Below are 26493 nucleotides of genomic sequence, written 5' to 3'. Positions count from 1 at the left end.
CGCCAACACAGTTCAGGGAATCAGTGTGCACACTCTCCACCAGGATCTTGATGTTCCCCCCGCAATCAATGCCAGCGGCAAGATGACCGCGCTCGGCGGCAGCGTGCTCAGCGAAGCCGTCATCACGGCGATGAGCGAGGGCGCCCGTCACCACGTCGTCATGGCCGACCTGCTCGCCGCCACCGGACAGGAGATCGCCCGGGCAACGGGCACCGAGGACGGCTGCCCCACCACCGGCGCCGCGTCCGGCGTCGCCATCGCCGTGGCGGCCCTCGTCGCGGGCACGGACCTGTCCCGCGTCGAGGCCCTGCCCGACCCGGGCGACGCGCCGTGCGAGGTGATCCTGCCGCGCGGTCACTCCGTCCACTTCGGCGCCCCCATAAGGCAGTTGATCGCGCTCGGCGGCGGCCGTCCCGTCGAGGTCGGCTCGGCGAACAGGGTCACCGCAGAGCACCTCTCCGGCGCCGTCGGCCCCCGTACGGCGGCCCTGTTGTACGTCCAGTCGCACCACGCCGTACAGAAGGGCATGGTCTCCCTCGCCCAGACCGTCGACGTCGGCCGGGAGCACGGCATCCCGGTGATCGTCGACGCGGCCGCCGAGGAGGACCTGCGCCACTGGCCGGCCACGGGAGCCGACCTCGTCGTCTACAGCGGCGGCAAGGCCGTCGGCGGGCCCACCTCCGGAATGATCTGCGGCAGCGCTCGCCACATGGAGGCCTGCCGCGCGCAGTACGCGGGCATCGCCCGCCCGATGAAGGTCGGGAAAGAGACCCTCTTCGGCCTCGTCCGCGCCCTGCGCGACTACGGTACGGACTCCCCCGGCGGACACCGCGACCGTATGGAGAAGCTGGCCGCGCGCCTGGCCCCGCTGCCCGGCATCACGACACGGGTCGTCAGCGACGAGGCAGGCCGGGACATCCACCGCACCGAACTCACCGTCGACCCGGCGGCCGCCGGCCGCGACGCCGCACACCTGGCCGCCGAACTGGCCACGGCCGGAGTGTACTTGCGCGACCACCACGCTTCTACGGGCCGCCTGTACATCGACCCGCGCCCACTGAACTCCGACGAGGAAGAGCAACTGGTGCACCACCTGGCCACGCTGGTCGAGGGATACAGCGGGCACAAGGGACTCGAAGGAGAAGACCTGTGACCGTCGCCGAACGCCGCCTGATCGTCACCGAAGAAGCCGGGCTGCATGCCCGACCTGCCGCAGCCTTCGCCCAGGCCGCGGCCCGCAGCACCGCCGAGGTCACCGTCGCCCGCGAGGACGGCCACGAAGTGCCCGCCCGCAGCGTGCTCTCGCTCATGACCCTCAACATCCGCTGCGGCGACGCCATCGTGCTGCGCGCACGCGGCGCCGACGCCGAATCCACCCTCGACACCCTCGCACGCATCGCGGACCCCGCATGAGCGCCACCCCGTCGCCCCGGGCGACCTCCCTGAGCCAGGCCGTCACCCGCACCATCGACCGTCTGCGCCTGGCCCGCATCACCCCGACCGTGCGCGCCGCTGACGCCGACACAGCAGACGAACTGGCGCACACACTCCTCGCGAACGGCATCACCACCTTCGAGTTCACCGCCACCACACCGGGCTGGGAGAAGCTGGTGGAGACTTGGTCCCGGGAAACGCCGCAGGCGACCGTCGGACTCGGCACCGTCACCTCGCCCGACATCGCGCAGCGGGCCCTGGAAGCAGGGGCCCACTTCCTCGTCAGCCCGTTCCAGGTGCCTGAGGTCCGCCCGGTCGCGGACGCGGCCAACCGGCTCCTGGTGGAGGGCGGCCTCACTCCCAGTGAGCTGCGCGTCGCCGCCCAGCGAGGCGTCGCCAAGCTCTTTCCCGCGCATATCGGCGGCATCGCCTATCTGAAGTCACTGCTGTCCGTCCTGCCGGGCGCCCACATCATGGCGACCGGCGGCGTCACGCTCGACAACGCGGGCGAATGGCTTACGGCGGGGGCTTTCACGGTGAGCATCGGCAGCGATCTGACCAAGGGGGACGTGGAGGCGAACGTACGACGGCTGCGGGCACAGCTCGACTGAGGGAGAGGGAGGGAGACGGAGGGAGAGGGAAGGAGGGAGAGGGAAGGAGGGAGAGGGAGGGTGCGGGGTCGGTGGATCGGTGGGGCCGATCCATGAGGGGTCAGCACGCCTCACCCACTCCGGTGGCACACTCCTTTCACACCCTCTACACGCCTTTTGACCTGATTCGGAATCCGTGACTACGGTCCCCGCTGCGACAGGTGCTCACTTCGACTGACTGGAGCGGAATCCCGTGTCACCCACCGGCGCGTCGGCGTCGTATGTCCTCAGCAGCGACGTCGCCGACCAGGCGATATCAGCTCCGAGCTGGCTGCGGGACAACGTCGACACCCTGATAGGCGTCCCGCTGCGCATCGTGCTCATCGTCGTGGGAACGATGATCGTCCGGGGTCTGGCCAAGAAGGCCATCACTCGAGTCGTGCAGCGCATCCTCCAGCCGCCGGAGGAGCAGAGCGAACCTCGCCGCACCAGCCGCGGCCCGGCCGTGCTGCAGCGCGACCGCAGCCGAGCCAACGAACGTCGCGAGCAGCGCGCTCGCACCATCGGCTCGGTGCTCAGCAGCATTGTCACCGTAGTGATCGGCGTCATGGCCATGGCCATGGTCCTCGACCAGATCGGCATCGCCCTTGGCCCGCTGCTGGCAAGCGCCGGTGTGGTGGGGTTGGCCATCGGCTTCGGTGCGCAGAACCTCGTCGCGGATTACCTCTCCGGCATGCTCATCATGCTCGAAGACCAGTACGGCGTCGGGGATTCCGTGGACCTTGGGGAAGCCATCGGCGAAGTGGAGCAGGTCGGTCTGCGCCTCACCCAGATCCGCGATCTCAACGGCGGCCTGTGGCACATCCGTAATGGTGAGATCCTCCGCGTCCGCAACGACAGCCAGGAGTGGGCCCGCGCCGTTCTGGACGTATCGGTGGCGTACGACTCCCATCTCGACACTGTCTACAGCGTCTTGGAGGAGACCGGCCACGAAATGCGTCAGGACCCGCAGTTCGACGGGGTTCTGCTGGAGGACCCGTCGGTCTGGGGAGTGCAGTCCCTGGATGCGGACGGCGTCGTGATCCGTGTGGCCGTCAAGACCGTTCCCCTCAAGCAGTGGGCCGTCACTCGCGAGCTGCGTCGTCGCGTCAAGGAAGCACTGGATGCGGCGGGCATCGAGATCCCCTTCCCGCAGCGCACCGTGTGGATGCGTACGGACAACGACCTCGCCGTCACCACAGGCGGCAAGGCCGCAGCATCGAACTGACCGCTACCCGGACGCAGGCATTTCGACGGACAGCACGCCGACCGCCCTCCATACCTGTGTCCTCGGCGACGTCGCCACGCCGTCGCCCCGCACGCGAGGTGCTGACCGATCTGGCGCGACAGGGTCAGCAGCCTCCGCAGTTGCAGTAGAGGACGTCCCAGTGATTGCCCTCGTCGGCGTAGATGTTGCCGGAGCCGGACTTGTACTGCGGAGCACCGTCACCCCGCGGCCCGATGTACGTGAAGGTGTTCTTGACGTAGCTCGTGACACAGGTGTTCTTACCGAAGTCGAGCTTGTATCCGTTCCAGTGAGAGTACGTACCACTCGCATGGCCGGTCTCCGTGCCACCCGTGACGTCGAGGGCGCACCCACTGGCCCGCTTGAAGGTCTGGGCCCCTTGCGCGGTGGCCAGGTTGAGCTGCTCGAAGGACGTACACGTCGGGTTGTCGCGGTTCGAACAGCCGCCGGAGGACGACCAGGTGACGCCGACCTCCCGGAACATCGATGTCGCGGTGGCATGGCCGATCCCACCTCGCCACGCACGAGTCGACCGGCGGCGAGTTCGGCCTGTACAAGGTGGAATTGGCAGCGCGGTCCGCCGGCGCCAAGACCCATTTCCACAAGGCCATGCCGGAGTCCTTTTACGTCCTCTCGGGGGAGTTGGAGCTCTTCACCGGCGAGAAGTGGGTGACCGGCCGCGTCGGTGATTTCCTGTACGTACCGGTCGGCGGCCTGCACGCCTTCAAGAACGTGACGGCCGAGCCCATGTCGATGCTCATGCTCTTCTCCCCCGGCGCCCCACGCGAGGAGTACTTCGAAAGGGCCGCGGAGATGTCGCGGCGCGGCAGCGAGGAACTCAAGGAGTTCCGCGTGCGGCACGACAGCTACTTCGAAGAGGACTTCGGGCCGGAGGCGGTGTAGGCCCGCCGCACTCAGGGGCGGCGGACCCGCCAGAGCCATGCCGCCGTGCCGGCCAGCAGGGCGAGCATCGCCAGGTTGGCCAGGAGGGCCGGGGTGTCGCCCGCCAGGTCGGCGCTGGACGAGATCCAGATACTGATGGCCGCGGTCGGCAGGACGGCGGCGAGCAGAACGCCGGAGGTCTTCTGGACAGCGGTCCAGTGCACCGAGGTGCAGAGCAGCACCGCGCCGATGACACGGAACAAGGTGCTGCAGAACTGTGCGGCGGGGACGTCGGGGAGGAACACCGCGACGAGGAACGGGAGGGTGAGCATCAGGAGCGGAACCAGGGGGTGCACCTTGCCGCGGCGGGCGGGCGCGGGCGCACCGGCACCGCCCGGGGGCGAGATCCCGATGACCCCGTGTCCCGCCTCGGCCAGCGCCGTCGCCGCGATCGTGCGGGGGTCTCCCAGCTCTGTCAGGACCTCGCCGATCGCGGCGTCGGGGCGTTCGGCGCGCGTCACCTCGATGTGTTCGGCGAGGTCGGCAAGGAGTTCCTGACGGCGGTCGGCGGTGAGTGCGGAGGCCTCGCGCTCGACGGCGGAGAGGTAGTCGCGTATGGGGTCGGCTGAGGTCTTCATGCGAGGTCTCCGGTGGTGGGGGGTGGGGTGGCAAGGAAGGTGTCGACGGCGTTGCGGAAGCCGGGCCAGACGCGGGTGAACTCGTCGAGTGCGGCCCGGCCGCTGTCGGTGAGCGCGTAGTAGCGACGGGGTGGCCCGGAGGCGGACTCCTGCCAGGTGGTGGTGACCAGGTCGTCACGGCGAAGCCGGGAGAGCAGCGGGTAGACCGTGCCCTGGCTGGTGGCCAGGGCACCGGAGTCCTCAAGGGCGTGCAGGAGTTCAACGCCGTAGCGGGGGCGGTCTCGCATCAGCGCGAGTACGCAGTACTCCAGGACGCCCTTGCGCAGCTGGGCGGCTGCCCGAGCCTGCTTGGTCGAATCACCTGGTTCCATGCGATGCAAGATACCTGGTGGGGCAAGTGGATGGGAAGGCCGCCCTAGGACACGGCGACGGAACTGCCCGCGATTCGGCTCTCCGCGCTCATCGCCCGGCTGCGGCCACCGCGCGGCGCAGCGGGCTCGCCGAATCCGACGTCCCGGCTGTTCCGGCTGTTCCGGCTGTTCCGGCTGTTCCGGTCCGACGTTCAGGCTGTTCCGGTCCAGCGTCGAAGCGCAGTTCCGGGAACAGCACGGCGCCGCCTACTACGCCCAGGCTCTGGGATACGCGCCCCGCACCCTTTCAAGAGCCGTGCGGCTTCAAGAGCCGTGCGGCAGGTCACCGGCCGCACGGCGAAGGCGTACATCGTCGACCGCATCATCCTGGAAGCCAAGAGGCTCCTCGCCCATGACCGGCTCACCGCGGCCAGTTGCGCCGCCACGCCTGGCTTCCCTGACGCGTCCAATTCCTCGGTGTTCTTCCAGAACGCCACAGGTGCGCGTCCGGGCGCGTGGCAGGAACTCTCTCGGGTACAGCCGCCGTGAAACCGAAACCGAAACCGATGCGTGGAGAAGCACGAAGCTGATCCGGTGCCCGTGACGGCGCCTGAACTGAACCTGCCGCGACGCGACAGGAAAACCGAGCGCCCCGCCCCTGCATCACGGGGGCGGGGCGGCAGCGCTGCAGCCACAGCGCGGATAGAAGAGTCCAGGCTAGCGGCCGGGACTGACAACGCGGACCGGACGCGAACCGGCGCTATCGCTGGGGCTTGTCCTGGTCCCCGCCGAACTGGTCCTTCAGCTTGTCCTGGGCGGTGTCGACCTGGCCGGAGTACTTGTTCTGCGTCTTGCCGTCGACGAAGTCGCCCGCCTTGTCGATTCCCTGCCCGGCCTTGTCCTCGTGGCCCTTGAGCATCTGCTTGAGCTTGTCCATGACTGACATGGGCCAACCGCCTCTCTGTGTCGCCCCCACCACCAGGCTCACATCACGAGGCGCGATACGCATCCGCTGGCCCGGCCCCGCCCGGCAGGCCCGTCCCTGGAGTAACCCGTTCGGGCGCCCCCTGCTGCACCGGACCAGGCGTCGGCCGAAGCTGAGGGCGCAGGTCATACGGCGTACACAAACCCAGGTCGAGAACTCGGAAGAAGGCGTTCATGGCGAAGGCGTATCTGGTGGGCAGCGGGATCGCTTCCCTGTCGGCGGCGGCGTTCCTGATCCGCGAGGGCGGGTTCGTGGGTTCCGACATCGTCGTGCTGGAGGAGCAGGACCGTGAGGGCGGCAGTCTGGACGCCTCCGGGTCGCCCGAGACCGGTTACACGATGCGCGGCGGCCGGATGTTCGAGATCCACTTCGACTGCACCTACGACCTGCTCGGTTCGATTCCCTCCCTCGACGACCCGTCGAAGTCGGTCACCGAGGACACCTTCGCCTTCCATGAGGACTTCGCCTGGGACGACCATGCCCGGCTCGTCGACGCCAAGGGCAGGGTGGTCGACTCGCACTCGATGGGCTTCACGGAGCGTGACCGTATCGAACTGGTCACGTGCGTGGGCACCCCCGAGAAACTGCTCGACGGCAAGCGCATCACGGACTGCTTCAGCCCGGAGTTCTTCCGCACGGACTTCTGGTGGATGTGGTGCACCACCTTCGCCTTCGAGCCGTGGCACAGCGCGATCGAGTTCCGCCGCTACCTCAACCGGTTCGTCCACCTCTTCAAGACGTTCGACTCCATGTCGGGCATCTACCGGACCCGCTTCAACCAGTTCGACTCCATCGTGCGCCCACTGCTGAAGTGGCTCACCGATCAGGGGGTGACCGTGCAACTCGGCACCAGGGTCACCGATTTGACCCTGGCCGACGGTGACGCCCTCACGGTCGAGGCGCTCAGCTGCACGCGTGGCGGCGAGAGCGAGGAGATCACGCTCTCCCCCGGCGACCTCGTCATGGTCACCAACGGGTCGATGACGGCCGGCTCGACCCTCGGGTCGACCAGCACGGTGCCCACCCTCGACACCTCGGGAGCCGATGGCGCCTGGCAGCTGTGGGAGACCCTCGCGGCCAAACGGCAGGGGCTGGGCAGACCCGCCGTCTTCAACTCGTCCATCCCCGACTCGACGTGGGAATCCTTCACGGTGACGACCAAGGACCCCACCTTCTTCGAGCTGATGGAGAAGTTCAGCGGCAGCGAGGCAGGCAAGGGCGGTCTGATCACCTTCAAGGACTCCAAGTGGCTCCTTACCATCGTCCTCAACCACCAGCCGCACTTCCATGACCAGCCCGAGGACACCTACGTCTGGTGGGGCTACGCCCTGTTCCCGGACCAGGAGGGTGACTTCGTCCGCAAGCCGATGCGCCAGTGCACCGGCCGGGAGATCCTCGACGAGGTCCTGCACCACCTGCGCTTCGAGGAGGGTCCACAGATCCTCGACCACTCGATCGTGTTCCCGGCCCTGATGCCGTACATCACCAGTCAGTTCCTGGTCCGCAGCGCGGGCGACCGGCCCCAGGTCGTGCCGGAGGGGTCCACCAACCTCGCCTTCATCGGGCAGTACGCCGAGGTCCCCGACGACGTGGTGTTCACGGTCGAGTACTCGGTGCGCACCGCATGGACCGCCGTCGCGCGGCTGCTCGGGCTCGCGAAGCAGCCCCCGCCCGTCTACAAGGGAGGGCACGACCCGAAGGTGCTTGTCGAGGCGCTGCAGACCATGCACCGGCGCTGACCACTGCTGTCACGGACCACTGTCTCCTCGGACCACTGTCGCCTGGGATCAGAGACGCCGACGTGCGCTAGGCCGACTCGCGCACCACGAGTTCCGGTTCGAAGATCACCGAGGTGGGCTCTGTCCGTACGCCCTCCATCTGCTCCTGCAACAGCCGCGCCATCTCGGCACCCATCTCCTCGACCGGCTGCCGCACCGTCGTCAACGGTGGCACGCAGGTGACCGCCACGCTCGAGTCGTCGAATCCGACCACCGCCACGTCCCCGGGCGCCTGCTTGCCCTGCTCCCGCAGGGCCTGGCACACCCCTTGGGCCATCAGGTCGTTGGCCGCGAACACCCCGTCGATGTCCGGATGCTCGGCCAGCAGCCGGCGCATCGCCTTCGCTCCGCTCTCCAGAGTGAAGCCGCCCTCGGCGACGGGAATGTAGGGCTGTCCGCCGCGCTCCATGCCGTCCTGGAAACCGGCGAGGCGTTCTCGGCCCGCGGGGATGTCCAACGGGCCCGAGATGGTCGCCACCCGTCGGCAGCCGCGGGCCAGCAGATGGTCCGCGGCCAGCCTCGCCCCGTCCCGGTGTGCGAAGTCGACGAACGTGACGCGGGCAAGGAGGGAGGGACGCGCGAAGAACACCGCTGGCACCTCCGCTTCGGCGAGCAGCGCCGGGAGGGGGTCCTGAGCGTGTGTCGAGACGACCAGGGCGCCGTCCGCGTTGCCCTGGCGCAGGTAGGTCAGGACCTGTTGGCGCGACTCCTCCGTCTCCGCGAACATCAGCACCGGATGCATGGCACGCGGACGCAGGAATCCCACCACCCCGCTGACGGCGCGGCCGAAGAAGGGGTCCGCGAACACCCGCGCGGCGAACGCGTTCTGTGCCGTGTCGGAGTTGTCCCCGGCGCCCGAGACGACCAGGGCGATGGTGCCCGCACGCTGGGTCACCAGGGAGCGTGCCGCCCGGTTGGGCGCGTAGCCCGTCCGCTCGATGGCCGCTCGGACCACGTCCTGGATGGCGGGGGCGACATTGCGCACGCCGTTGACCACACGGGAGACAGTGGCGCGCGAGACCCCCGCTTCGCGCGCCACGTCCTCCAGCGTCGGCATCTGTCTGTCCATTCGGGAACCCTAACGCCCCACCTCCAGACGTCATAGAGCGCTCTCCCGTGCCTGCGCACCTGCTATGGACGGCTGTCTGACCTGCGTACCGTCGCCGTGAGGGGGAGATCTCCCGCACTGCGCCCGGCAAGAACGCGCCAGCCGCCCGCTTCGGTCCGCCATGCGCCCTCGCCCGTATCCCAGTGGCGCAGCATCCTCGCCGGTACCTCCACCGACGCCGTCACCGTCTCCCCCGGCTCCGCCCGGACCGCCGTGAAGCCCGCGAGCCAGCGGACCGGGCGGTCCACGGCGGAGTCGGGCCGTGCGAGGTAGACCTGCACCACCTCATGTCCCGGGCGCGTGCCCGTGTTGCGCAAGCGGACCTCCACGGCCAAGGCTCCTCCCCCGTCGTGGGCACTCACACTCGCGGCCCGTAGGCGTTCGTAGCTCCACGTGGTGTAACCCAGGCCGTGACCGAACCAGTACGCCGGTTCGAGGCCCGCCCGCAGCCAGGCCCGGTAGCCGATGTGCAGGCCCTCCTCGTATACGAGTTCGCCGTCCCGCGGACGCGTCTGCGTGACCGGCGCGTCCGCAAGGGCGGCTCCCCACGTGGTGGGCAGTCGGCCGCCCGGTTCGGCCTTTCCGAAGAGGACGTCGGCCAGCCCGGCCCCCGCCTCCTGCCCGGCGAACCATGAGAGGAGCACCGCCCCGCCCTCTTCTCTCCAGGGCAGCTCCACGGGGCCTCCCGAGTTGACCACGACCACGGTGCGCGGGTTGGCGGCGGCGACCGCCGAGACCAGCTCGTCCTGGCGGCCCGGAAGGGTGAGCGAGGTGCGATCGTGCCCCTCGGCCTCGCCGCCCTCCGTGGTGCCCACCACGACCACCGCCACGTCCGCGTGGCGTGCGGCCTCGACGGCTTCGGCCAGCGCCTGCTCGGGGTCCGGTTCGGGCGCCGCGGCCGTCACGACGACGGCGCGGCCGGTGTCGGGTGCCAGCTCACGGCGTGCCACGACGTGCGCTGCGTGACCGCCCGCCAGCCATACCGACGCGTGGCGGCGCGGCGGATCGAGATGGATGACCGCGGGGTCGTCGGTGTCACGCGCGAACTCCCCTTCCACCAGCGGCTGTCCGTCCACCACGAGGCTCATCCGGCCGTAGCCGCCCACCCCGAACGTCCACTTTCCGTCCGTCGCCGGGCGCACCAGTGCGCTGATCTCGACGGTGTGGGCCTCCAGTGCGACAGGAGGCTCCAACTGCCTTCCGGAGAAGCGGTGTTCGGAGTAGAGCTCATGACCAGTCGCTGTCAGTACGCGCAACAGCACGCCGGGCTCCCCGGTGAGAGGGTTCTGGCACCGTGCGGGATCCAGTGGCAGCGGCTGCCCGCCCAGGTCCGGGCCCGGAGCGTGCAGCACCTCGGCCCGCCCTTGCAGATGGGCCCGGATCCCGTCCAGGGGCGAGATGGTCTCCGGCGGGAAGACTCCGGCGCTGCCTCCTCCCTGGAGACGTGGGACTGACGCATGCCGTCCGATGACCGCCACCCTGCTCAGCGCGGAGAGGTCCAGGGGCAGTAAGTCGTCGTTGCGCAGCAGGACGGTGCTCGCCGCCACGGCCCGGCGCAGCAGTCGGCGTGCCGTGCCGCCCGGCCACGCGCGCGGCGGGATACTCCGTCCGCTCCCGAGCGCGCCGACCCGGTCGGCCAGGGTGAGCAGCCGCAGCACTTTGTCGTCGATGGCCTCCTCCGGAACGCTGCCGCCGCGGACCGCCGCCACCAGAGCAGCGCCCCACGGGCCGTCAGGGCCGGGCATCGCCAGGTCCTGGGCCGCCGCCGCGCTCTGGGCCGTCAGCCGTACGGCGCCCCAGTCGGAGACAACGGCCCCGTCGAATCCCCACTCTCCTTTCAGAGGCTCGGCCAGCAGTTCGTTTGCGGTCATGGTCGTGCCGTTGACGCGGTTGTACGCGCTCATGACGAGCCACACGCCCGCTCTGACGGCGGCTTCGAACGGGGCCAGATACACCTCGCGCAGCGTCCGCTCGTCCACGCGTACGTCCATGGTGAGCCGTTCGGTCTCCGAGTCGTTCGCCACGTAGTGCTTGGCGGTCGCGGCGACGCCGTGCGCCTGGATGCCACGGATCAGGGCGGTTCCGGTGCGCGCGGCCAGTTCCGGATCTTCGGCCAGGCACTCGAAGTGGCGCCCTCCCAATGGGGTGCGGTGGAGGTTCAGGGTGGGTGCCAGGACCGCGTGCACCCCCTTGCGCAGGGCTTCGAAGGCGAGCAGCTCGCCGAGCTCACCGGCCAGTCGCTCGTCCCAGAGTGAACCAAGGGCGGAGGCGGAGGGCAGGAGCAGCGAGGTCCTGCGTTCGTCCCACTCCTCCCCCCGCACACCGGCGGGACCGTCCGAGAAGACCATCTCCCGTAGCCCTACGGCTGGTTCGGCCCGGGTACGCCACACCGTGGCCCCGGTCAGCAGACCCACCTTCTGCGCCAGGTCCAGCGCGCCCACCAGCCGCAGCAGTTCGTCCCGCGTCATTCCTTGCTCCTCCTGCCTCCGACGAGGAAGCGGCGCCGAAGTTGGATCAGCCGCGAATTCAGGTGTGCATCAGTCGTGCGTCACTTGTAGACGCCGAATTCGTAGAGCGAGTAGCCGTACCCGGTGCCTCGCTGGGTGCCGTTGACGCGTACGTAGCGGCCGGAGCCGTTCACGTCGAAGTCGTCGACACCGCCGTTGCCGCCGCTCACCTCGCGCACCGTCTTCCAGTTCTGTCCGTCGTCCGAGGTCTGGATCGTGTACGCCTTCGCGTACGAGGTCTCCCAGTTGAGCTGGACGTGCTTGAAGGAGGTGGTGGAGCCCAGGTCGACCCGGAGCCACTGCGGGTCGCTCCAGTCGCTGGCCCAGCGTGTGCCGTTGTTGCCGTCGACGGCGTTGGCGGCGGTGCACGGGCAGTCGCCGCTGCCGGGCTGGAAGGAGGAGGCGGTGGCGGGCTTGCCCAGGGCGACGTTCGTGCCGTCGACCGGCGGCACGACCACGCGCACGGACCGTGTCTCGATGCCGACGTTGCCCTTGCCGTCACTGACCTTGACGTAGATCTTCCAGACGCCGGGCTTGTCCGGGGCCGTGACCTTCAGACGGCCCGATCCCTGGTTGGTGGCGGCCAGCGGAGTGAGCTCCTTGTTCTTGTTCTTGTCGATGTAGATGCTGCTGGCGAGCACCTCGTAGGAGAGCGCGTCGCCGTCGGGGTCGCTGACCTTGGTGGTGACCGTGAGCGGGGCACCGGCCGGGACCTTGCCCGCGTCGCCGTCGACGGTCAGGCCGGTGATGACCGGTGGGGTGTTGTCACCGGCGGTGCTGCCCTTGTAGGCCTTCTTCACGGCGTAGTACGAGAGTCTCTTCTGGCCCGCGGGAAGCAGGTTGAACCAGACGCCGCCGAAGTCGTACTCCGTCCCGTAGTGGAACAGGGTGGCGCCGAGCGCGACACCCCGGTGGCCGGTCACGCAGTCCCAGGCCTTCGTGTACCCGGCGGCCTTGGCCCGGTCGGTTGGCTCCTCGGGAACTCCGTTGGCGTCGTCGGGGACCTCCCACTCGCCCGCGGGACCGGACTCGGTGACGATGTAGGGCTTGGTGTACCCGCCCTTCTCCCAGTCGGACCTGATGTCGCACGCGGCGTTGTAGGAGTTGACGGCGTAGAGGTCGAGGTCCGGGGCGTTCTTCTTGTAGTAGGGCCAGGCCCCGGTCCAGGCGTCGGTGGAGGTCACGGGGTGGTTGGGGTCCACCGCGTGGATCTTCTTGGCTATGTCGTTGACGAAGGTGGTGTACGCGTTGCGCTGCTTCTCCAGCTCGTCACCGGCGTAGCAGTTCTGCAGGCCGAGCACCGATTCGTTGCCGACGTTCCACATCAGGACGCCGGGGTTGTCCTTGTAGGTGTCCGCCCACTTGGGGAACTCCGCCAGCATCTGGTTCTTGTACGCGGTGTCCGTCAGGTAGTTGACACAGCCGCCGCTGCCCGGGCCGCCGCCGGGCTGGAGCCAGAAGCCCGCGACGACCTTGATGCCGTGGGCGGCCGCGGAGTCGAACAGCGGTTTACTGGAGGCGTCGGTGCCCCAGGTCCGGATGGTGTTGACGCCCATCGACCGCAGATCAGGCATGTACTTGCCGGCGTCGGCCACCGAAGGCCCCCAGGTCAAGCCCTTGACCTGGTAGGGCGAGCCGTCGACGGTGAGCTGCCAGTTGCCTTGCGAACCGGTCACTTTCACGACGCTGCCGGCCGCGTGCGCCTGCTGAGCGGGGAGCACCAGTGCACCGGCCACCAGCAGGCCCGCAGCCGCGGGAACCACGACGCTGCGGAGGGAGAGAGCGGTACCAGGTCTGAGCATGGGGGCCTCCTGGATGAGGGGGGACGGGGAGTGGGGCAGGGGGAAGGTGCGCAGTGGGGGCGGGGGGCTGTGAAGGGCGGAGGGAGCCCGCCCTTCACAGATCGAGCACCGCCCATCACCGTTCGCGGTCAGGGCAGTTCGTAGTTCTCGTCGAGCGCGGCGCCCGCCTCGGGGTGCGTCTGGTCATAGCCGCGCGGGTCGCACTGCAGGCCGCCGACGATGCAGTGGTCCACCAGCGCCTTCTGCGTCGCGTCGTCCCACGCGTTGAAGAAGTCGTAGTGGAAGGAGTGGCCGGCGCCGCTCGCCAATCGGGCCTTCGACAGATCCCCGTTGACGGGGAACGCCATCTTGAACTCGATCATCGGCAGAGCGACGGGGTGACTCGTCGGGCATATGTTGTCGTTGGTCCCGTTCTTGACCACGGGGTAGGACATGTGGCTCTGGTGGTTGGGCGAGTCCAGCGTTTTGCCGTCCCAGCAACTGGGTGCCTGGAAGCGGATGTTGAGCTGGGTGTCGGGGGTCGTGGGGCAGTCCTTGGGGAACTCGACGTTGAAGTAGCTGGTCCCGCACTCCCACCCTTCGACGAAGCCCGGGTGGTTGCGGAACTCCTGCGCGCTCTGCATCGGGCTGCCGACGACGAACCTGAGCCCCTTGGGGAACGGCCGCACGCTCGTGTAGTCGGTGACCCCGGCCTTGTAGTAGATCGTCTGGTCCCCTACGGGACGTATCTCCTTGTCGCCGTTGTACAGCGTGGGCATCCAGTACGCCGACCTGTCGCCGGGGGCCAGGCACTTGGTGGAGCCTGCGTCCAGCGACGCCGTGGTGCTGTTGGCGTTCGTCGTGGTGTTGCCCATGAACGTGTGGTCGTGCGACTTCCCTGGCTGCCCGGGGTAGACGATGGGGTCGTCGGGGGCGGTGTGCGTGACCGAACAGTGCGCCTGGAACTCGTGGAAGTACCGGTGCGGCGGCTGGTCCGCGGCGGGCTTGACTCCGGTGACGGGCGACTTCGCGGGGATGTACCCGTCCCCGTCGGTGTCGTCCGCCGACGCTCGGGTGGATGCGGCCATGGTGTGTCCCGCGTGAGATGCCATGGCTTTCTGCGTCCGGGGCTGTGAGGCGTTGTCGGCGCTCATCGCGATGCCGCCGATGCCTAGTGAGCTCAGTATCAGGGCGCCCGCGATCAGCGCTCCTGAGATCGTTCTCGATCTCCGTGCCATGGAGACCTCCTGCCACATGGAGAGGGATGTGGGGACCGGCCCGGGAGCCGTGGCCGTGCGCTCCCGGATGCCGGGTGGGGACAGGAACAGCCGAGGGGGCCGACCGGCCATCCTCAGCCACCTGTTGCAGAGCGCCCGCCGGAGTCAGAGTTGGGAGAGCGCTCTCCCGGAGTGTTCCCACCGTGACACGAGCGTGTCAAGAGACGGTGAACGACCGGGTGTCGATGACTGCGGATCGGCGGCGCGCAGATGATGTACGAGACTGGCCACTCCCCCGGATCCGTCAGTCACTGAACGCAACTTCGATGTGGTCAGGGGGTGTTGAGAGCCGGGAATCGCGACGCCCGCCGCCCCGAACGCCTCTCGGCGCGATACGGCGGCGGCTTGGACAGGCGGCTACGGGGCGTTGACGTCTCGGTCAGGGGCATGCAGGATGCAGCTCAGGAGAGCGCTCTCCTGTGGTTCACAGGCTCATCCGGAGGTCTGTGCCTCTCACCGGAACGTGTGGACCAGCTGAATCTCGCCGACGATATGGGCGTTGAAATCGTCGAGCTCCTCGGCCGGTACCCACAGTTCGAGGATCGTCCGGCCACCCGCCTGCTGGACGGGGTAACGGCGCAGGAACTCGGAGTCGACCTCGAAGCGTGTGACGTGACCGGCGCCGTCGTGCTCCACGTTCCAGTCCCTGGCGATCCTGATCGCGTAGTCCTCGTTGAGGACCGGGTAGAAGATCGGCTGCTCGGGCAGCCGGGGTGGCCAGGCTCGCCAGTTCAACTCCCGGACCAGATCCAGCTCCTTGGGTCCAGTCGGTCGCCACAGGGTCGTCGTCGCGGGCCGGCCCGTCATGAGAAATCTACCTCAGCGTCGAAAGCCGCCGAATCGGCCGGCCAGGAAGTGGACGATACCGGCACGGCGAGCGTGCGGGCCACTTCGTTCAGTCGCGGGCGCGGGTGCGGTTCGTGGCGGGTGCGGTTCGTGGCGGGCCCGGGGTGCGGCGGGCCCGGGCCGCGAACCGTCGTGATCCGCCGTCAGCCGTCGTGGCCCGCCGTCAACCGTAGTGATCCGCTGTCAGCCGCCGTCAGCCTGCTTCGCAGCGCAGGTCGGCCGCCCGCATATAGCCGAGCTGCTGGCCGTTGTCGGTGCGCGAGACCCGCCACAGGGCGTCCGCACCCTGGCGGGTGCCGTTCACCGGCGTGCCCGGATCGAGATAGCCGACGATCTCGGTCCACGGGTTGTCCCCGGCGTAGATCGGGGAATCGGCGTGGGTGGCGAAACAGGTGCCGCCGGCCGCGGCAGTGCCGCCGAGCATCGGGAGAGCCAGCAGGCTCAGCGTCAGCACGACCGCGAGTCTCGCCGCGCTCTCGTGCGCCTGTCGGGTGCGGGACATGCGGGTCCTCCAAGGATGGGCGAGTGCTCCAGGTGTCCCTTCGGAGCGTGGGGTCCGGGGTCTGGGGTCGCAGGCGGGGCCGGAACGTGTACGTCCCGGCCCCGCGCCCGTCACCTCAGAGCGTCTGAGTACTGGAGATGTCAGGAGCGACCACACCTTGCTCGGCGGCAGGCTTCGACGGGGTGCTGTCGGTCCACTGCTCGACGTCACCGAGCTGGTCCACCGCCCCCGTCGAGTGAACGGGCCCCGCCGTATCCGCCGTGTCCGCTCCCGGGGGCGGGCTGATCGCGGCGATGACAGCCCCGGCGGCAAAAGTGACAACGGCCAGTACGCTTCGCTTCTTCATACCGGGGTCAACTCCCCGTCCCCCGGAAAAGGCACGGCCTGGCTCCGCACATCACTACAGCGGACGCCTCCGGATCCGGTCCGATGGGGGCGTGGCGGGGGCGCACGACGCCTACGCTGTGCGGATGTTGGTCTACGCCCCCGCGGTACTCCTCTTTCTCATCTTCTGCGTGCGCGTGGCGCTCGAACGCAGGAAGTTCAGCAATGCCGTGATCCTGGGGCTCGCCGTGCTCTGCGGACTTGCGGCCTGGGCGTTCCAATTGATCAGGTCCGGCTCGGCATCGGGGCACGCGGTCGCGTGGTCGCTGCTGGTGCTGGGGTCACTGGGCATCCTCGTACTGACGAGTCTCCTGATCCTCAACGGCCTGCAGATGGTGCGCAAAGAGGGCAGGAGTCCCACCAACCTGCTCTCGCTCGTGGCCGCGTTGTGCATCCTGTGCGTCGTGGCGCTGCTGGTCACAGCCGTAGTCGTGCGGACGCCCGTGTGGGTCGGTGTGGGAACGGCGGCCGGTGGCCTTGCCGGCTATCTCTCGTTCCTGTTCCTGAGCTTCGTCTGTTACGCGTTCCTCTACGGGCGGCTGCGCGTGCGCCGCAAGGCCGACTACGTGGTGGTACTGGGCTCGGGACTCGTCGGTGGCTCCACCGTGCCGCCGCTCCTGGCCAGCCGCCTCAAGCGGGCGCAAGCGGTGCACGCGCGGCTCGCCGAGCGGGGTGATCCCCCGGTGCTCATCACCTCGGGAGGCCAGGGACCCGATGAGGACCTGCCGGAGTCCCACGCCATGGCCGACTACCTGGTCGCCCGCGGTTTCCCCGCCGACCGGATCGAGCGGGAGGACCGCTCGACGACGACCGACGAGAATCTGAGGTTCAGCAAAGCGATCATGGAGAAGACGACACCGGACTACCGGTGCGTCATCGTCACGAACAACTACCACGCCTTCCGCGCCGCGCTCACCGCCCGGCGGACGGGGATCACCGGCCACGTGGTGGGCTCCCCCACCGCCGCGTACTTCTGGCCCACCGCGACGATCCGCGAGTTCACCGCGATCCTCGTCTCCTACCGGCGGACCAACGTGGCCATCTGCCTGCTGCTCGTCCTCGGCGGAGTGCTCGCCTGGTGGGCGCAGCGGAACGGCTTCGGGTGAGAACGGCTTCGGGTGAGGCTGCCGGTGGCCGCCGCGGGGGACGGCGAAGCCGGACTAGGACCGGCGGCCGCCGGGCTTGCCCCGCTTGGCGCTCTTCGACGCACCGCCGGAACCGCTCCGTGCGCTCTTGCCGTTCTTTCCGGTCGGCTTGCCCGTCTTGCCCGTCTTCGCGGTCGGCTTGCCCGCCGCGGGTTTGCGCCGGGCGCCGCCCTTGTCGGGGCTCTTGCGCTTCGACTGGTCCGGGGCGGCGGCGGGAGTCTGGGCGCGGCCCCGTGAGCTGTTGACGGTGCGGCCCCGGACGATCCCGATGAAGTCCTCGACCAGGTCCGTGGTCGCGTCCTGCGGCCACGACAGCGCGATCCGTGATTCCGGGGCTTCTGAGAGCGGCCGGTAGGTGAGGTCCTTGCGGTGGTGCAGGCGGGCGAGCGACTGGGGGACGGCGAGGACGCCGACGCCCGCCGCCACCAGCTCGATGGCGTCCGCCGTCGTGGCGGGGCGCTCGTTCGCGGGCTGGCCCGGCAGGTTCTGGTCGTCCCACGGGAGGGTGTCGTCGAGCGGGTGCAGCACGATCTCGTCCGCCAGGTCCTCCGCGGACACCTCGTCGACCGCCGCGACGACGTGGTCCTTGGGGATCACCACGACCGTCGTCTCGGTGTAGAGGGGGATCGCGCTGAGGTCCGTACGGTCGACCGGCAGCCGTACGAAACCGGCGTCGGCGCCACCGCCGCGCAGGAGCTCGAACGCCTCGCCCGGGGACACCGCGACGAGGGTCAGCGGCACGTCGGGCAGCCGCTCGTTCCAGATCCGCACCCACTTGGTGGGCGTCACCCCCGGGACATACGCGAGCCTGAACGAAGGGGTTGTTTGCGAGTCTGTCACTCCGCCAGGTTACCGGTCGTGGTCGGCGGTAGCTCACACGCTCGATACCCTGGTGACCATGACGTCGCACCAGACCGCCCAGACCATGAAGCCCGCGACCGCGGCGAAGAAGCTGGGTGTGTACCTCGAGGCCACCCCCGCCGAGTTCCAGGAGGGTGTCGTCTCGCGCACCGAGCTGAACGCCCTGCAGACCGAGCCGCCCGAGTGGCTGCAGGAGCTGCGGCGCACCGGCCCGCATCCCCGGCCGGTCGTCGCGGCGAAGCTCGGTGTGTCCATCGCCGGTCTCGCGCGTGGCGGGGTCACGGAGGCCCTCACCACGGAGCAGATCGACGCACTGAAGACGGACAACCCTCAGTGGCTGCAGAAGGAGCGTGCCACGCAGGCCGAGGTCCGCAAGGAAACGGTACGCATCAAGGAGAAGAACGCGGAGCGGGCCGAGCAGGACCGCAAGCCGGGTTCCTGACCTCCCTCGCAGACCCGAGCCCCCCGGACACCGACATGGTCGGCCGGGGGCTCAGTCGTGCGCGGCTGACTCTGATCGCCCTGGTCAGCGGCGCGCGGGCCCGTCGTCCGCCCGGATATCCGCCCCCGTGACAGGCGTGGTCGAGGTGCCTGCGATCCTGATTGCGTGGCCATTGTCCCCGCCGTACCGGAACCGATATCCGCCGATCCCCCCACCTCCGCCGAGAATCCACTGCTCACGCAGTCGTGGCTCGACCTCGCCTTCGTGCACTGGGCCGTCGACCCCGCGGACGTGGCACCGCTCCTGCCCGCCGGGACGGTTCCCGACCTCCACGACGGGGCGACCTACGTGGGTCTCGTCGCGTTCCGCATGCACCGGGTCGGCTGGTTCCGACTGCCCGGCGTCCCCTATCTGGGTACGTTTCCCGAGACCAACGTCCGTCTCTACTCGATGGACGCCCATGGCCGCCGCGGAGTCGTCTTCCGCTCCCTGGACGCCTCGCGCCTGATACCGGTGGCGGTCGCGCGCGGCGCCTTCCGGCTGCCGTACCAGTGGTCGCGGATGAGTATCCGGCACAGCGGCGACACCGTCACGTACACGAGTGCCAGGCGTTGGCCCGGACCGCGCGGCACGCACAGTCGGATCGCCGTCAGGGTGGGCGAGCGGGTCGAGGAGCCGACCGACTTCGAGCACTTCCTGACGGCCCGGTGGGGCATGCACAACACGTTCTTCGGGCGGCAGATGTTCCTGCCGAACGTGCATCCGCGCTGGCCGCTGCACCGGGCCGACCTGATCGAGTGCGACGAGGACCTGGTCGCGGCCGCGGGGCTGCCGCGGCCGGTCGGGGACCCGGTGAGCGTGCTGTATTCACCGGGTGTTCCGGTCCGTTTCGGGCGTCCGGCCCGGCCTGGCGGCATCCCGACTCCCTGACGGCCGCCACGACGGCGTACGACATCGCCCCGCACGGCCTCACAGCGAAGTGGGCACGACGAACAGACCCCAGGTGACGAGCGGGCCGACCAGGCTGATGCCGAGCCCCCAGGCCATGAGGCGCCGGAAGACGAAGTCGCGTTGGTCTTCGGGGGTGTTGGCGGTCACCAGTGCGCCGCTGGTGGAGAAGGGCGATGCGTCCACGACGGATGCGGAGATGGCCAGTGCCGTGATGAGTCCGACGGCTCCCACCTCGCCGGCGAGCAGGAAGGGCACGGCCAGCGGGATCAGCGCACCGAGCATTCCGGTGGTCGAGGCGAAGGCGGAGACCAGGGCGCCGATGAGGCAGATCAGCAAGGCACCGACGAGGGGCGCCTGGATGGAGGCGACCTGCTTGCCGAGGTAGTCGATGGTGCCCATGCGCTCCATCTGGCTCACGTAGGTGACGATGCCGCAGACAAGGAGCACCGTCGACCACGCGCACCGGTCCACGGCGCCGGTGACCGACTTCGGTGAGACCAGGGAGAGGACGACGGTGATGGTGAGCGCCATCAGGCCGACGTCGAGGTCGAAGAAGAGCGCTCCGGCGACGAGGCTGAGCAGTCCGACGAGGGTGAGGACGCGCGGGCCGTCGAGCCTCAGGGGCTCTTCCGGCGCCGTGCGTGTGGTGGTGGCCGCGGCGACGGCGAGGGCGCGCCCGGGCGCAGCCCCTCCCGCCTCGACCGGTTGTCCGCCGGACGGCGACGCGCCGTCGCCTCGCTCGCTGCCGCTCTTCCCTCCGCTTCCGCCTCCGACTCCGCCTTTGTACGTTTCCGCGCGTTGCCCGAGCAATCGTCGTCCGCCGAAGGTGAAGAAGACGATGACGCAGAGCACCACGTTGAACAGGAACGAGGCGGTGAACAGGAGGGCGGGGTTGCCCGGCAGATGGTTGCGCTCGACCACGTTGTTGGTGATGCTGCCGAACACGCCGATCGGCGAGAAGCCTCCGGCGCTGGCTCCGTTGGCGATGAGCAGCCCCATGAGCACGGGGTTGATGCCGTAGGCGGCGGCGAAGCCGAGGCCGATGGGGGCGACGATACCGACCGCCGCCGGGGTGACCGCGCCGACCGCGGTGAGGAGGGCGGTGACGAGGAACATGACCCAGGGGATGAGGGCGATGCGGCCCCGCACCGCCCTCACCGCCGCGTTGACGAGCCAGTCCACCGTGCCGTTGTTCTTCGCTACGGCGAACAGGAGTGTGACGCCGACAAGGACGACGAAGAGGTCGCCGGGGAAGCCGGAGAAGAGGTCGTCCGTCGACTCGTCCGCCACGGTGGAGCCGATGATGAACGCGGCCACGAGGGCCAGCGCTCCCAGGTGCACGGCGGAGAAGGTCGCTATGGCGAAGACGAGGACCAGGGCGATGATGGAGATGACTTGATCTGACACGAGGGCTCCCTTGCCGTCGGCCGATGGTCATGTCGCGGTGTGCCGGGGCGCGTGACGAAGGGTGCGCGCGGCACCGAGGAGTGCGCGGTGCATGAAGGCGCGCACGGACGTCCACCCATGGACCGAACGAGCCCAGGGGGGATGATTAATTCCGTCTGGCGGAATTGAGCTTTCGCAATGGGGAGTATTGGAGCGCGCTTCCCGGGGCGTCAAGGGGGACGCCCGAAGTCGTTGCGCGGGGCGACGTTGGCTAGCGCCCGGCCGCCGGGCCTCCTCCTTCACCCTGCCGCGGATGCCCCAGCGCCGCGCTGACCTGCCGCGCCGTCTCGCTCACCAGCGCGCCGAACTCGGCACTCGCCTCGCGCGTCATCCGGCTAGTGGGCATGTTCACGCTGATACTCGCGACCGGTGTCCCCGACTCGTCCCACACGGCTGCCGCGACCGCGGAGACGTCGTCGCGCCACTCTCCGCCATTGGTGGCGTACCCCCGCTCCCTGATCCGCGCGAGCTCGGCGAGCAACCGCTCCTTGTCCGTGATGGTCGAGTCCGTGAACCCTTCGAGCCCGAGGCCCATTTGACGGTCGATCACTTCCCGAGGGCTCACCGCGAGAACCGCCTTGCCGTTCGCGGACGCGTGGATGGGGAGCTGGGTGCCGAGGGCCAGGATGATCCGTACCGGCTTGGAGGTCTCCAGGCGTTCGATGAGCACCACCCTGTCGCCGTCCGGCACCGTCAGATGAACCGTCTCGTCGATGCGCCGCCGCAGCTCCTCCATGAGCGGCAGGGCGACGTCGCGCAGGCTCAACTCCCCCGTGGCACGGCGGCCGACCTGCAACGCCTTGGTCGTCACGACCCAGCGGGTGACCTCTCCCCCGGCCGGGCGGATCCAGCCCGCCGTGTGCAGCGTGCGCAGGGCGCGCTGGGCCGAGCTCTTGGGCAGTTCCAGGGCGCGGGCCAGGTCGGCGACGCCGACCGGCTGCCGCGCGGCGACCTCTTCCAGCACGCGAAGTGCGTTCAGAACGCTCTGCATCCGTTGACTCCCCACCCGGTCGGCCCTACGCTCCTCGTGCCACCTTACGACACACCGTGCCACAATACGGCACGCTTCTCAAGGGAGTTGGCCACAGTGACCTCTCAACCCGGGCGGCACTTCCTACAGATACCGGGCCCCACCAACGTCCCCGACCAGGTGCTCCGCGCGATCTCCGCGCCGACCATCGACCACCGAGGCCCCGACTTCGCCTCTCTGACAACGGAGTTGCTCACCTCCCTGAAGCCGGTCTTCGGCACATCGGGACCCGTGGTGGTCTTCCCCGGTTCCGGTACCGGCGCCTGGGAGGCGGCCCTGGTCAACACGCTCAGCACCGGGGACAGGGTGCTGCACGTGGAGACCGGCCACTTCGCCACCCTCTGGCAGCGGATGGCCGCGGGCCTCGGCCTGTACGTCGACTTCGTGCCCGGCGACTGGCGCCACGGCGTCTCGCCCGAGGCCGTCGCCGAACGCCTCACGGCCGACAGCGCTCGTACGATCAAGGCCGTCTGCGTGGTGCACAACGAGACGTCGACCGGTGTGACCAGCCGGGTCTCCGAGATCAGGCAGGCGATGGACGCGACGGGACACCCGGCGCTCTTGCTCGTCGACACCATCTCCTCGCTGGGTTCGATCGACTACCGGCACGACGAATGGGGAGTCGACGTCACCGTCGCCGGGTCCCAGAAGGGGTTGATGCTCCCGCCGGGGCTCGGTTTCAACGCGGTGAGCGAGAAGGCCCTCGCCGCCTCCCGCACGGCTCGGCTGCGCAAGTCCTACTGGGACTGGCAACCGATCATCGAGGCCAACCGGCGCGGCTTCTTCCCGTACACCCCCGCCACCAACCTTCTCTACGGCCTGGCCGAGGCACTGCGGATGCTGGAAGCCGAGGGGCTGCCCGCCGTCTTCGCACGGCACGACCGGCATGCGGCGGCCACCCGAACGGCCGTGCGCGGCTGGGGACTTGAAGTGCTGTGCGTCGACGACCGCGAACACTCGTCCTCGCTCACCGCCGTGCTCATGCCCGATGACCAGGACGCCGACAAGGTGCGCGAGATCATCCTGGAACGGTTCGACATGTCTCTCGGGGCGGGCCTCGGCAAACTCGCCGGACGCGTCTTCCGCATCGGTCACCTCGGCCACTTCAACGATCTGACGCTCGCTGGCACGCTCGCCGGGGTCCAGATGGGCCTTCAGCTCGCCGGCGTACGCATCGACCCGAACGGACTCACCGCCGCCCTGGACGTCCTGCGCTCCGAGTGACGGCGGCCGTGCGCCCGCCGAACTCCCCACCCCGCCGAGGAGGTTGCCGAGCATGACCGTCACCGAGGGCGAGAGCCCCACCGATGAAGACGCCGAGAGCCAGGAACGGGCCCGCGGTCTCCAGAAGGACCTGGTCAGAGATCTCGACGGAGAGGTCCAGTTCGACGACTACACCCGGCACTTGTTCGCCCGGGACGCGAGCATGTACGCCATCACGCCGATGGGCGTGGCCTTCCCCCGGCACGCCGACGACGTCGCCGCGGCGGTCGCTGCCGCCGCGGCCAATCGCGTGCCCGTCGTACCCCGCGGGGCCGGGACCAGCCTGGCGGGCCAGACCGTCGGGCCCGGCCTGGTCCTTGACCTGTCCCGGCACATGAACCGCATCGTGGAGCTGGACCCCGACAGCGGTACGGCCCTGGTCGAGGCCGGTGTCGTACAGGACCAGCTCAATCGCGCCGCGAGCCCGTGGGGGCTGATGTTCGGCCCGGACACCTCGACCAGCAACCGCGCCACCATCGGCGGGATGATCGGCAACAACTCGGCAGGCAGCGGGTCGGTGCGGTACGGCATGACCATCGACCACGTCCGGGAGCTGGACGTGGTGCTCGCGGACGGGAGCCGCGCGCTCCTCGCGCGGGTCGACGAGGACGAACGCGCCCACCGCGCGGCACAGTTGACGCTCGAAGGCGCTCTCTACCGCGAGCTGCCCGAGATCGTCCGCGCCAATGCGGCGGCCATCGCCGAGGGGTTCCCGGAACACTGGCGCCGCGCCTGCGGCTACCGCCTCGACCGTCTCGCCCGGGATGACGCGGCCTTCGACCTCGCCAAGTTCGTCGTCGGTTCTGAGGGCACCCTGGCCGTCGCGGCCTCGGCCCTCGTCGACCTGGTGCCCAAGCCCGGCCGCACGGTGATCGCCGTCGGCCACTTCACCTCCGTGGCGGGCGCCATCGCGGGGACGGAGGACGCGCTGGCCTGCGATCCGGCCGCCGTGGAGCTGATGGACCGTACGATCCTCGATCTGTCCCGGCGCAAGATCGAGTACGCGGCGCTCGGCGACCTCCTCGAAGGCGAACCCGAAGCCCTGCTCTTCGTCTCCTTCACGGGCGACGAGGAGGGCGAACTCCTCGACCGGATGCGGCAGCTCACCACGCTGTGGTCCCGGCACGGGCACGGCTACCACACGCTGCGGGCCATCACCCCGGCCCAGCAGTCGTCACTCCTGAAGGTCCGCAAGGCGGGGCTCGGCCTGCTGATGGCCGCCAGCGAGGGCACCCGCCGCCCGCTCGCCTTCGTCGAGGACACCGCGGTCGACCCCGTGCATCTGGCCGAGTACACCCGCAGGTTCAAGGACGTCCTCGACCGGCACGGCATGACCGCGGGGTTCTACGGCCACTGCTCGGTCGGCTGTCTGCACATCCGGCCCTACCTCGACCTCGCCGACCCGGCGGACATCGGCCGGATGCGCGCCGTCGCGGAGGAGGTCAAGGACCTGGTCGCCGAGTACGGCGGGGTCAACTCCAGCGAACACGGCGACGGACTCGCGCGCAGCGAGTTCAACCGGGAGATATTCGGCGACAAGCTGTACGAGGCGATGCGCCAGGTCAAGCGGCTCTTCGACCCCGACGGCATCCTCAACCCCGGCAAGATCGTGGACGCCGCGCCGATGACGGAGAACCTCCGCGACGCGGCGCTACCGCCCGCCGAGCCGCTGCGCACCCGTCTCTCCTTCGAGGTCGTGGGCGGTGGCGGCATGCGGGCGGCGGCGGACCGGTGCATGAACATCGGCCTGTGCCGCAAGTCGGGCAGCGGCGCCATGTGCCCCTCGTACATGGCCACCCGCAAGGAGGAGGACTCCACCCGCGGGCGCGCGGGAGCTCTGGTCAAGGCCCTGTCCGAGCCCGACCCGCAGGCTGCGCTCGGGGACGAGCGCCTGCACGAGATCCTCGACCTGTGCCTGATGTGCAAGGCGTGCAAGAGCGAATGCCCGCTCGGCGTCGACATGGCCACCCTCAAGAGCGAGACCCTCTCGCACTACCACGACACTCACGGAGTGCCCCTGCGCACCCGCCTGTTCGGTGCGATCCGGCTCCTGAACCGGCTGGGTTCGGCGACCGCACCGCTGTCCAACCTGCCGGGACGCATCACCCCCGTGCGGCGGCTCATGGACCGAGTGGTCGGCATCGCCCCCGAGCGGCCGCTGCCGGTGTTCGTGCGCCGCAATCTGCTGCGCTGGTTCCGGCGACGTACGCCCGGCGCGTATCCGCTCACCCAGGGCACCGTCACCTACCTCGCGGACTCCTTCACCACGTTCACCGAGCCAGGCATCGGCAGGGCGGCCATCGAACTGCTCGAACGGGCGGGCTGGCGGGTGCGGTTGGAGAGCGGGGGCTGCTGCGGCAGGTCCAGCCTCTCCAAGGGCCTGGTCGACGACGCGAAGACCAAGGCACGTCAACTCGCGCGTTCCTTGCGGCAGTCGACCGAACCCGGCTCGCCTATCGTGGGCTGCGAGCCCTCGTGCCTGATGACCCTGCGCGACGAACACCGGGCCCTCCTGCCGGACGATCCCGCCGTCAAGGACATCGCCGGCCGGGTCCGCCAGGTCGAGGAACTACTCGTGGAGGCCATCGACGACGGGCGGCTGCGACTGCGCGGCGACTCCTGGCTCGCCGGACGCAAGCTGCTCTACCACGGTCACTGCCACCAGAAGGCGGAGGTCGGCACGGCCGCGACCGTCGCACTGCTGAACCGGATTCCGGGGGCGTCGGTCTGTGAACTTGACGCCGGGTGCTGCGGGATGGCGGGCTCCTTCGGCTTCGAGTCGGAGCACTACGAGGTGTCGATGACGGTCGGCGAGGACCGGCTGTTCCCCGCGATCAAGGCGGAGGACACCGACACGGTCGTGGTCGCCACAGGTGTCTCGTGCCGCCAGCAGATCTTTCACGGGACCGAGCGCAGCGCCTGGCATCCGGTGCAGTTGCTGTGGGAGGCGGTGGAACCGGCATGAGAGCGAGGGCTGCCGCGGTGCCCGAGCACCGCGGCTGCCCTCA

24 protein-coding genes and 2 pseudogenes are annotated in these 26493 nt (G+C 69.4%); 12 read left to right on the top strand and 14 right to left on the bottom strand.

Annotated elements, in window-relative coordinates:
• Window positions 1-25 precede the first annotated feature (25 nt).
• The 4 genes from ACFVXC_RS17375 to ACFVXC_RS17360 all read left to right on the top strand — a co-directional run bounded on the left by ACFVXC_RS17375 (window position 26) and on the right by ACFVXC_RS17360 (window position 3291).
• On the top strand, window positions 26-1153 hold the full coding sequence (locus tag ACFVXC_RS17375) for a DgaE family pyridoxal phosphate-dependent ammonia lyase (RefSeq protein ID WP_389906185.1): 1128 nt from the start codon (window positions 26-28) through the stop codon (window positions 1151-1153).
• Complete coding sequence (locus ACFVXC_RS17370; protein ID WP_389906183.1) at window positions 1150-1413, top strand: HPr family phosphocarrier protein; 264 nt, start codon at window positions 1150-1152, stop codon at window positions 1411-1413. Before ACFVXC_RS17375 ends, ACFVXC_RS17370 begins: the two co-directional genes overlap by 4 nt.
• On the top strand, window positions 1410-2045 hold the full coding sequence (locus ACFVXC_RS17365) for a bifunctional 4-hydroxy-2-oxoglutarate aldolase/2-dehydro-3-deoxy-phosphogluconate aldolase (protein ID WP_389906182.1): 636 nt from the start codon (window positions 1410-1412) through the stop codon (window positions 2043-2045). The genes ACFVXC_RS17370 and ACFVXC_RS17365 overlap by 4 nt, the downstream gene beginning before the upstream one ends.
• Before the next feature lie 232 nt (window positions 2046-2277).
• Complete coding sequence (locus tag ACFVXC_RS17360; RefSeq protein WP_389906180.1) at window positions 2278-3291, top strand: mechanosensitive ion channel family protein; 1014 nt, start codon at window positions 2278-2280, stop codon at window positions 3289-3291.
• A 124-nt stretch (window positions 3292-3415) separates the two neighbouring features.
• Here the strand turns inward: ACFVXC_RS17360 and ACFVXC_RS17355 are convergent, their stop codons facing one another.
• Window positions 3416-3874, bottom strand: a complete 459-nt coding sequence (locus ACFVXC_RS17355; protein ID WP_389906470.1) for a hypothetical protein — start codon at window positions 3872-3874, stop codon at window positions 3416-3418.
• Between ACFVXC_RS17355 and ACFVXC_RS17350 the strand changes: the two genes are divergently transcribed.
• Window positions 3796-4212 (top strand): cupin domain-containing protein, encoded by a 417-nt coding sequence (locus ACFVXC_RS17350; RefSeq protein ID WP_389906178.1) that lies wholly within the window; start codon window positions 3796-3798, stop codon window positions 4210-4212. The two genes, ACFVXC_RS17355 and ACFVXC_RS17350, sit on opposite strands and share 79 nt — an antisense overlap.
• Window positions 4213-4223: 11 nt before the next feature.
• Here the strand turns inward: ACFVXC_RS17350 and ACFVXC_RS17345 are convergent, their stop codons facing one another.
• Both ACFVXC_RS17345 and ACFVXC_RS17340 read right to left on the bottom strand, forming a co-directional pair.
• On the bottom strand, window positions 4224-4829 hold the full coding sequence (locus ACFVXC_RS17345; RefSeq protein WP_389906176.1) for an HAAS signaling domain-containing protein: 606 nt from the start codon (window positions 4827-4829) through the stop codon (window positions 4224-4226).
• Entirely contained in the window at window positions 4826-5200 is a 375-nt protein-coding gene (locus ACFVXC_RS17340) for a PadR family transcriptional regulator (RefSeq protein WP_389906174.1), read from the bottom strand. The genes ACFVXC_RS17345 and ACFVXC_RS17340 overlap by 4 nt, the downstream gene beginning before the upstream one ends.
• A gap of 48 nt (window positions 5201-5248) precedes the next feature.
• On the opposite strand from ACFVXC_RS17340, the pseudogene ACFVXC_RS17335 reads away from it, so the two are divergent.
• A pseudogene (locus ACFVXC_RS17335) lies at window positions 5249-5728 on the top strand (helix-turn-helix domain-containing protein); the annotation flags it as partial.
• A gap of 211 nt (window positions 5729-5939) precedes the next feature.
• On the opposite strand, the gene ACFVXC_RS17330 reads toward ACFVXC_RS17335, so the two are convergent.
• Window positions 5940-6125: an antitoxin gene (locus ACFVXC_RS17330; RefSeq protein ID WP_389906172.1), complete on the bottom strand. Its 186-nt coding sequence runs from the start codon at window positions 6123-6125 to the stop codon at window positions 5940-5942.
• Window positions 6126-6319: 194 nt separating this feature from the next.
• Between ACFVXC_RS17330 and ACFVXC_RS17325 the strand changes: the two are divergent.
• Window positions 6320-7903, top strand: a pseudogene (locus ACFVXC_RS17325) (oleate hydratase); the annotation flags it as partial.
• 67 nt (window positions 7904-7970) lie between these two features.
• On the opposite strand, the gene ACFVXC_RS17320 reads toward ACFVXC_RS17325, so the two are convergent.
• The 7 genes from ACFVXC_RS17320 to ACFVXC_RS17290 all read right to left on the bottom strand — a co-directional run bounded on the left by ACFVXC_RS17320 (window position 7971) and on the right by ACFVXC_RS17290 (window position 16309).
• A complete protein-coding gene (locus ACFVXC_RS17320; RefSeq protein ID WP_383271255.1) occupies window positions 7971-9011 on the bottom strand; it encodes a LacI family DNA-binding transcriptional regulator in 1041 nt (346 codons plus the stop codon).
• 62 nt (window positions 9012-9073) lie between these two features.
• On the bottom strand, window positions 9074-11518 hold the full coding sequence (locus ACFVXC_RS17315; RefSeq protein WP_389906169.1) for a glycoside hydrolase family 3 C-terminal domain-containing protein: 2445 nt from the start codon (window positions 11516-11518) through the stop codon (window positions 9074-9076).
• An 80-nt stretch (window positions 11519-11598) separates the two neighbouring features.
• Window positions 11599-13359 (bottom strand): discoidin domain-containing protein, encoded by a 1761-nt coding sequence (locus ACFVXC_RS17310; protein WP_389906168.1) that lies wholly within the window; start codon window positions 13357-13359, stop codon window positions 11599-11601.
• Between the two features lie 128 nt (window positions 13360-13487).
• Window positions 13488-14576, bottom strand: coding sequence for a DUF1996 domain-containing protein (locus ACFVXC_RS17305; RefSeq protein WP_389906167.1), 1089 nt, complete (start codon window positions 14574-14576; stop codon window positions 13488-13490).
• Window positions 14577-15068: 492 nt separating this feature from the next.
• Window positions 15069-15422, bottom strand: coding sequence for a hypothetical protein (locus ACFVXC_RS17300; protein WP_389906166.1), 354 nt, complete (start codon window positions 15420-15422; stop codon window positions 15069-15071).
• Between the two features lie 232 nt (window positions 15423-15654).
• Window positions 15655-15963, bottom strand: a complete 309-nt coding sequence (locus ACFVXC_RS17295) for a hypothetical protein (protein ID WP_389906164.1) — start codon at window positions 15961-15963, stop codon at window positions 15655-15657.
• Window positions 15964-16078: 115 nt separating this feature from the next.
• Entirely contained in the window at window positions 16079-16309 is a 231-nt protein-coding gene (locus ACFVXC_RS17290) for a hypothetical protein (protein ID WP_389906163.1), read from the bottom strand.
• Between the two features lie 124 nt (window positions 16310-16433).
• On the opposite strand from ACFVXC_RS17290, the gene ACFVXC_RS17285 reads away from it, so the two are divergent.
• Window positions 16434-17453: a YdcF family protein gene (locus ACFVXC_RS17285; RefSeq protein WP_389906161.1), complete on the top strand. Its 1020-nt coding sequence runs from the start codon at window positions 16434-16436 to the stop codon at window positions 17451-17453.
• 54 nt (window positions 17454-17507) lie between these two features.
• On the opposite strand, the gene ACFVXC_RS17280 is transcribed toward ACFVXC_RS17285, so the two are convergent.
• Window positions 17508-18332, bottom strand: a complete 825-nt coding sequence (locus ACFVXC_RS17280; protein ID WP_389906160.1) for a LysR substrate-binding domain-containing protein — start codon at window positions 18330-18332, stop codon at window positions 17508-17510.
• 58 nt (window positions 18333-18390) lie between these two features.
• On the opposite strand from ACFVXC_RS17280, the gene ACFVXC_RS17275 reads away from it, so the two are divergent.
• Both ACFVXC_RS17275 and ACFVXC_RS17270 read left to right on the top strand, forming a co-directional pair.
• Window positions 18391-18795: a DUF5997 family protein gene (locus ACFVXC_RS17275; protein WP_389906158.1), complete on the top strand. Its 405-nt coding sequence runs from the start codon at window positions 18391-18393 to the stop codon at window positions 18793-18795.
• Window positions 18796-18960: 165 nt separating this feature from the next.
• The gene (locus ACFVXC_RS17270) at window positions 18961-19725 is read left to right on the top strand and encodes a YqjF family protein (RefSeq protein ID WP_389906156.1); all 765 of its coding nucleotides are present in this window, start codon (window positions 18961-18963) and stop codon (window positions 19723-19725) included.
• 39 nt (window positions 19726-19764) lie between these two features.
• On the opposite strand, the gene ACFVXC_RS17265 is transcribed toward ACFVXC_RS17270, so the two are convergent.
• Both ACFVXC_RS17265 and ACFVXC_RS17260 read right to left on the bottom strand, forming a co-directional pair.
• The gene (locus ACFVXC_RS17265) at window positions 19765-21153 is read right to left on the bottom strand and encodes an SLC13 family permease (protein WP_389906154.1); all 1389 of its coding nucleotides are present in this window, start codon (window positions 21151-21153) and stop codon (window positions 19765-19767) included.
• A gap of 250 nt (window positions 21154-21403) precedes the next feature.
• Window positions 21404-22183, bottom strand: coding sequence for an IclR family transcriptional regulator (locus tag ACFVXC_RS17260; RefSeq protein WP_389906152.1), 780 nt, complete (start codon window positions 22181-22183; stop codon window positions 21404-21406).
• Between the two features lie 96 nt (window positions 22184-22279).
• Here ACFVXC_RS17260 and ACFVXC_RS17255 point away from each other — a divergent pair, with 96 nt between their 5' ends.
• Together ACFVXC_RS17255 and ACFVXC_RS17250 are read left to right on the top strand one after the other, a co-directional pair.
• Window positions 22280-23446 carry a pyridoxal-phosphate-dependent aminotransferase family protein gene (locus tag ACFVXC_RS17255; RefSeq protein WP_389906150.1) on the top strand — a complete coding sequence of 389 codons (1167 nt, stop codon included), beginning with the start codon at window positions 22280-22282 and terminating at the stop codon, window positions 23444-23446.
• 52 nt (window positions 23447-23498) lie between these two features.
• A complete protein-coding gene (locus ACFVXC_RS17250; protein ID WP_389906148.1) occupies window positions 23499-26450 on the top strand; it encodes an FAD-binding and (Fe-S)-binding domain-containing protein in 2952 nt (983 codons plus the stop codon).
• The last annotated feature ends 43 nt before the right edge of the window (window positions 26451-26493 follow it).

Source organism: Streptomyces sp. NPDC058257 (assembly GCF_042881845.1).
Classification (GTDB): Bacteria; Actinomycetota; Actinomycetes; order Streptomycetales; family Streptomycetaceae; genus Streptomyces.
This window is presented reverse-complemented; position numbering and strand designations above follow the sequence as displayed.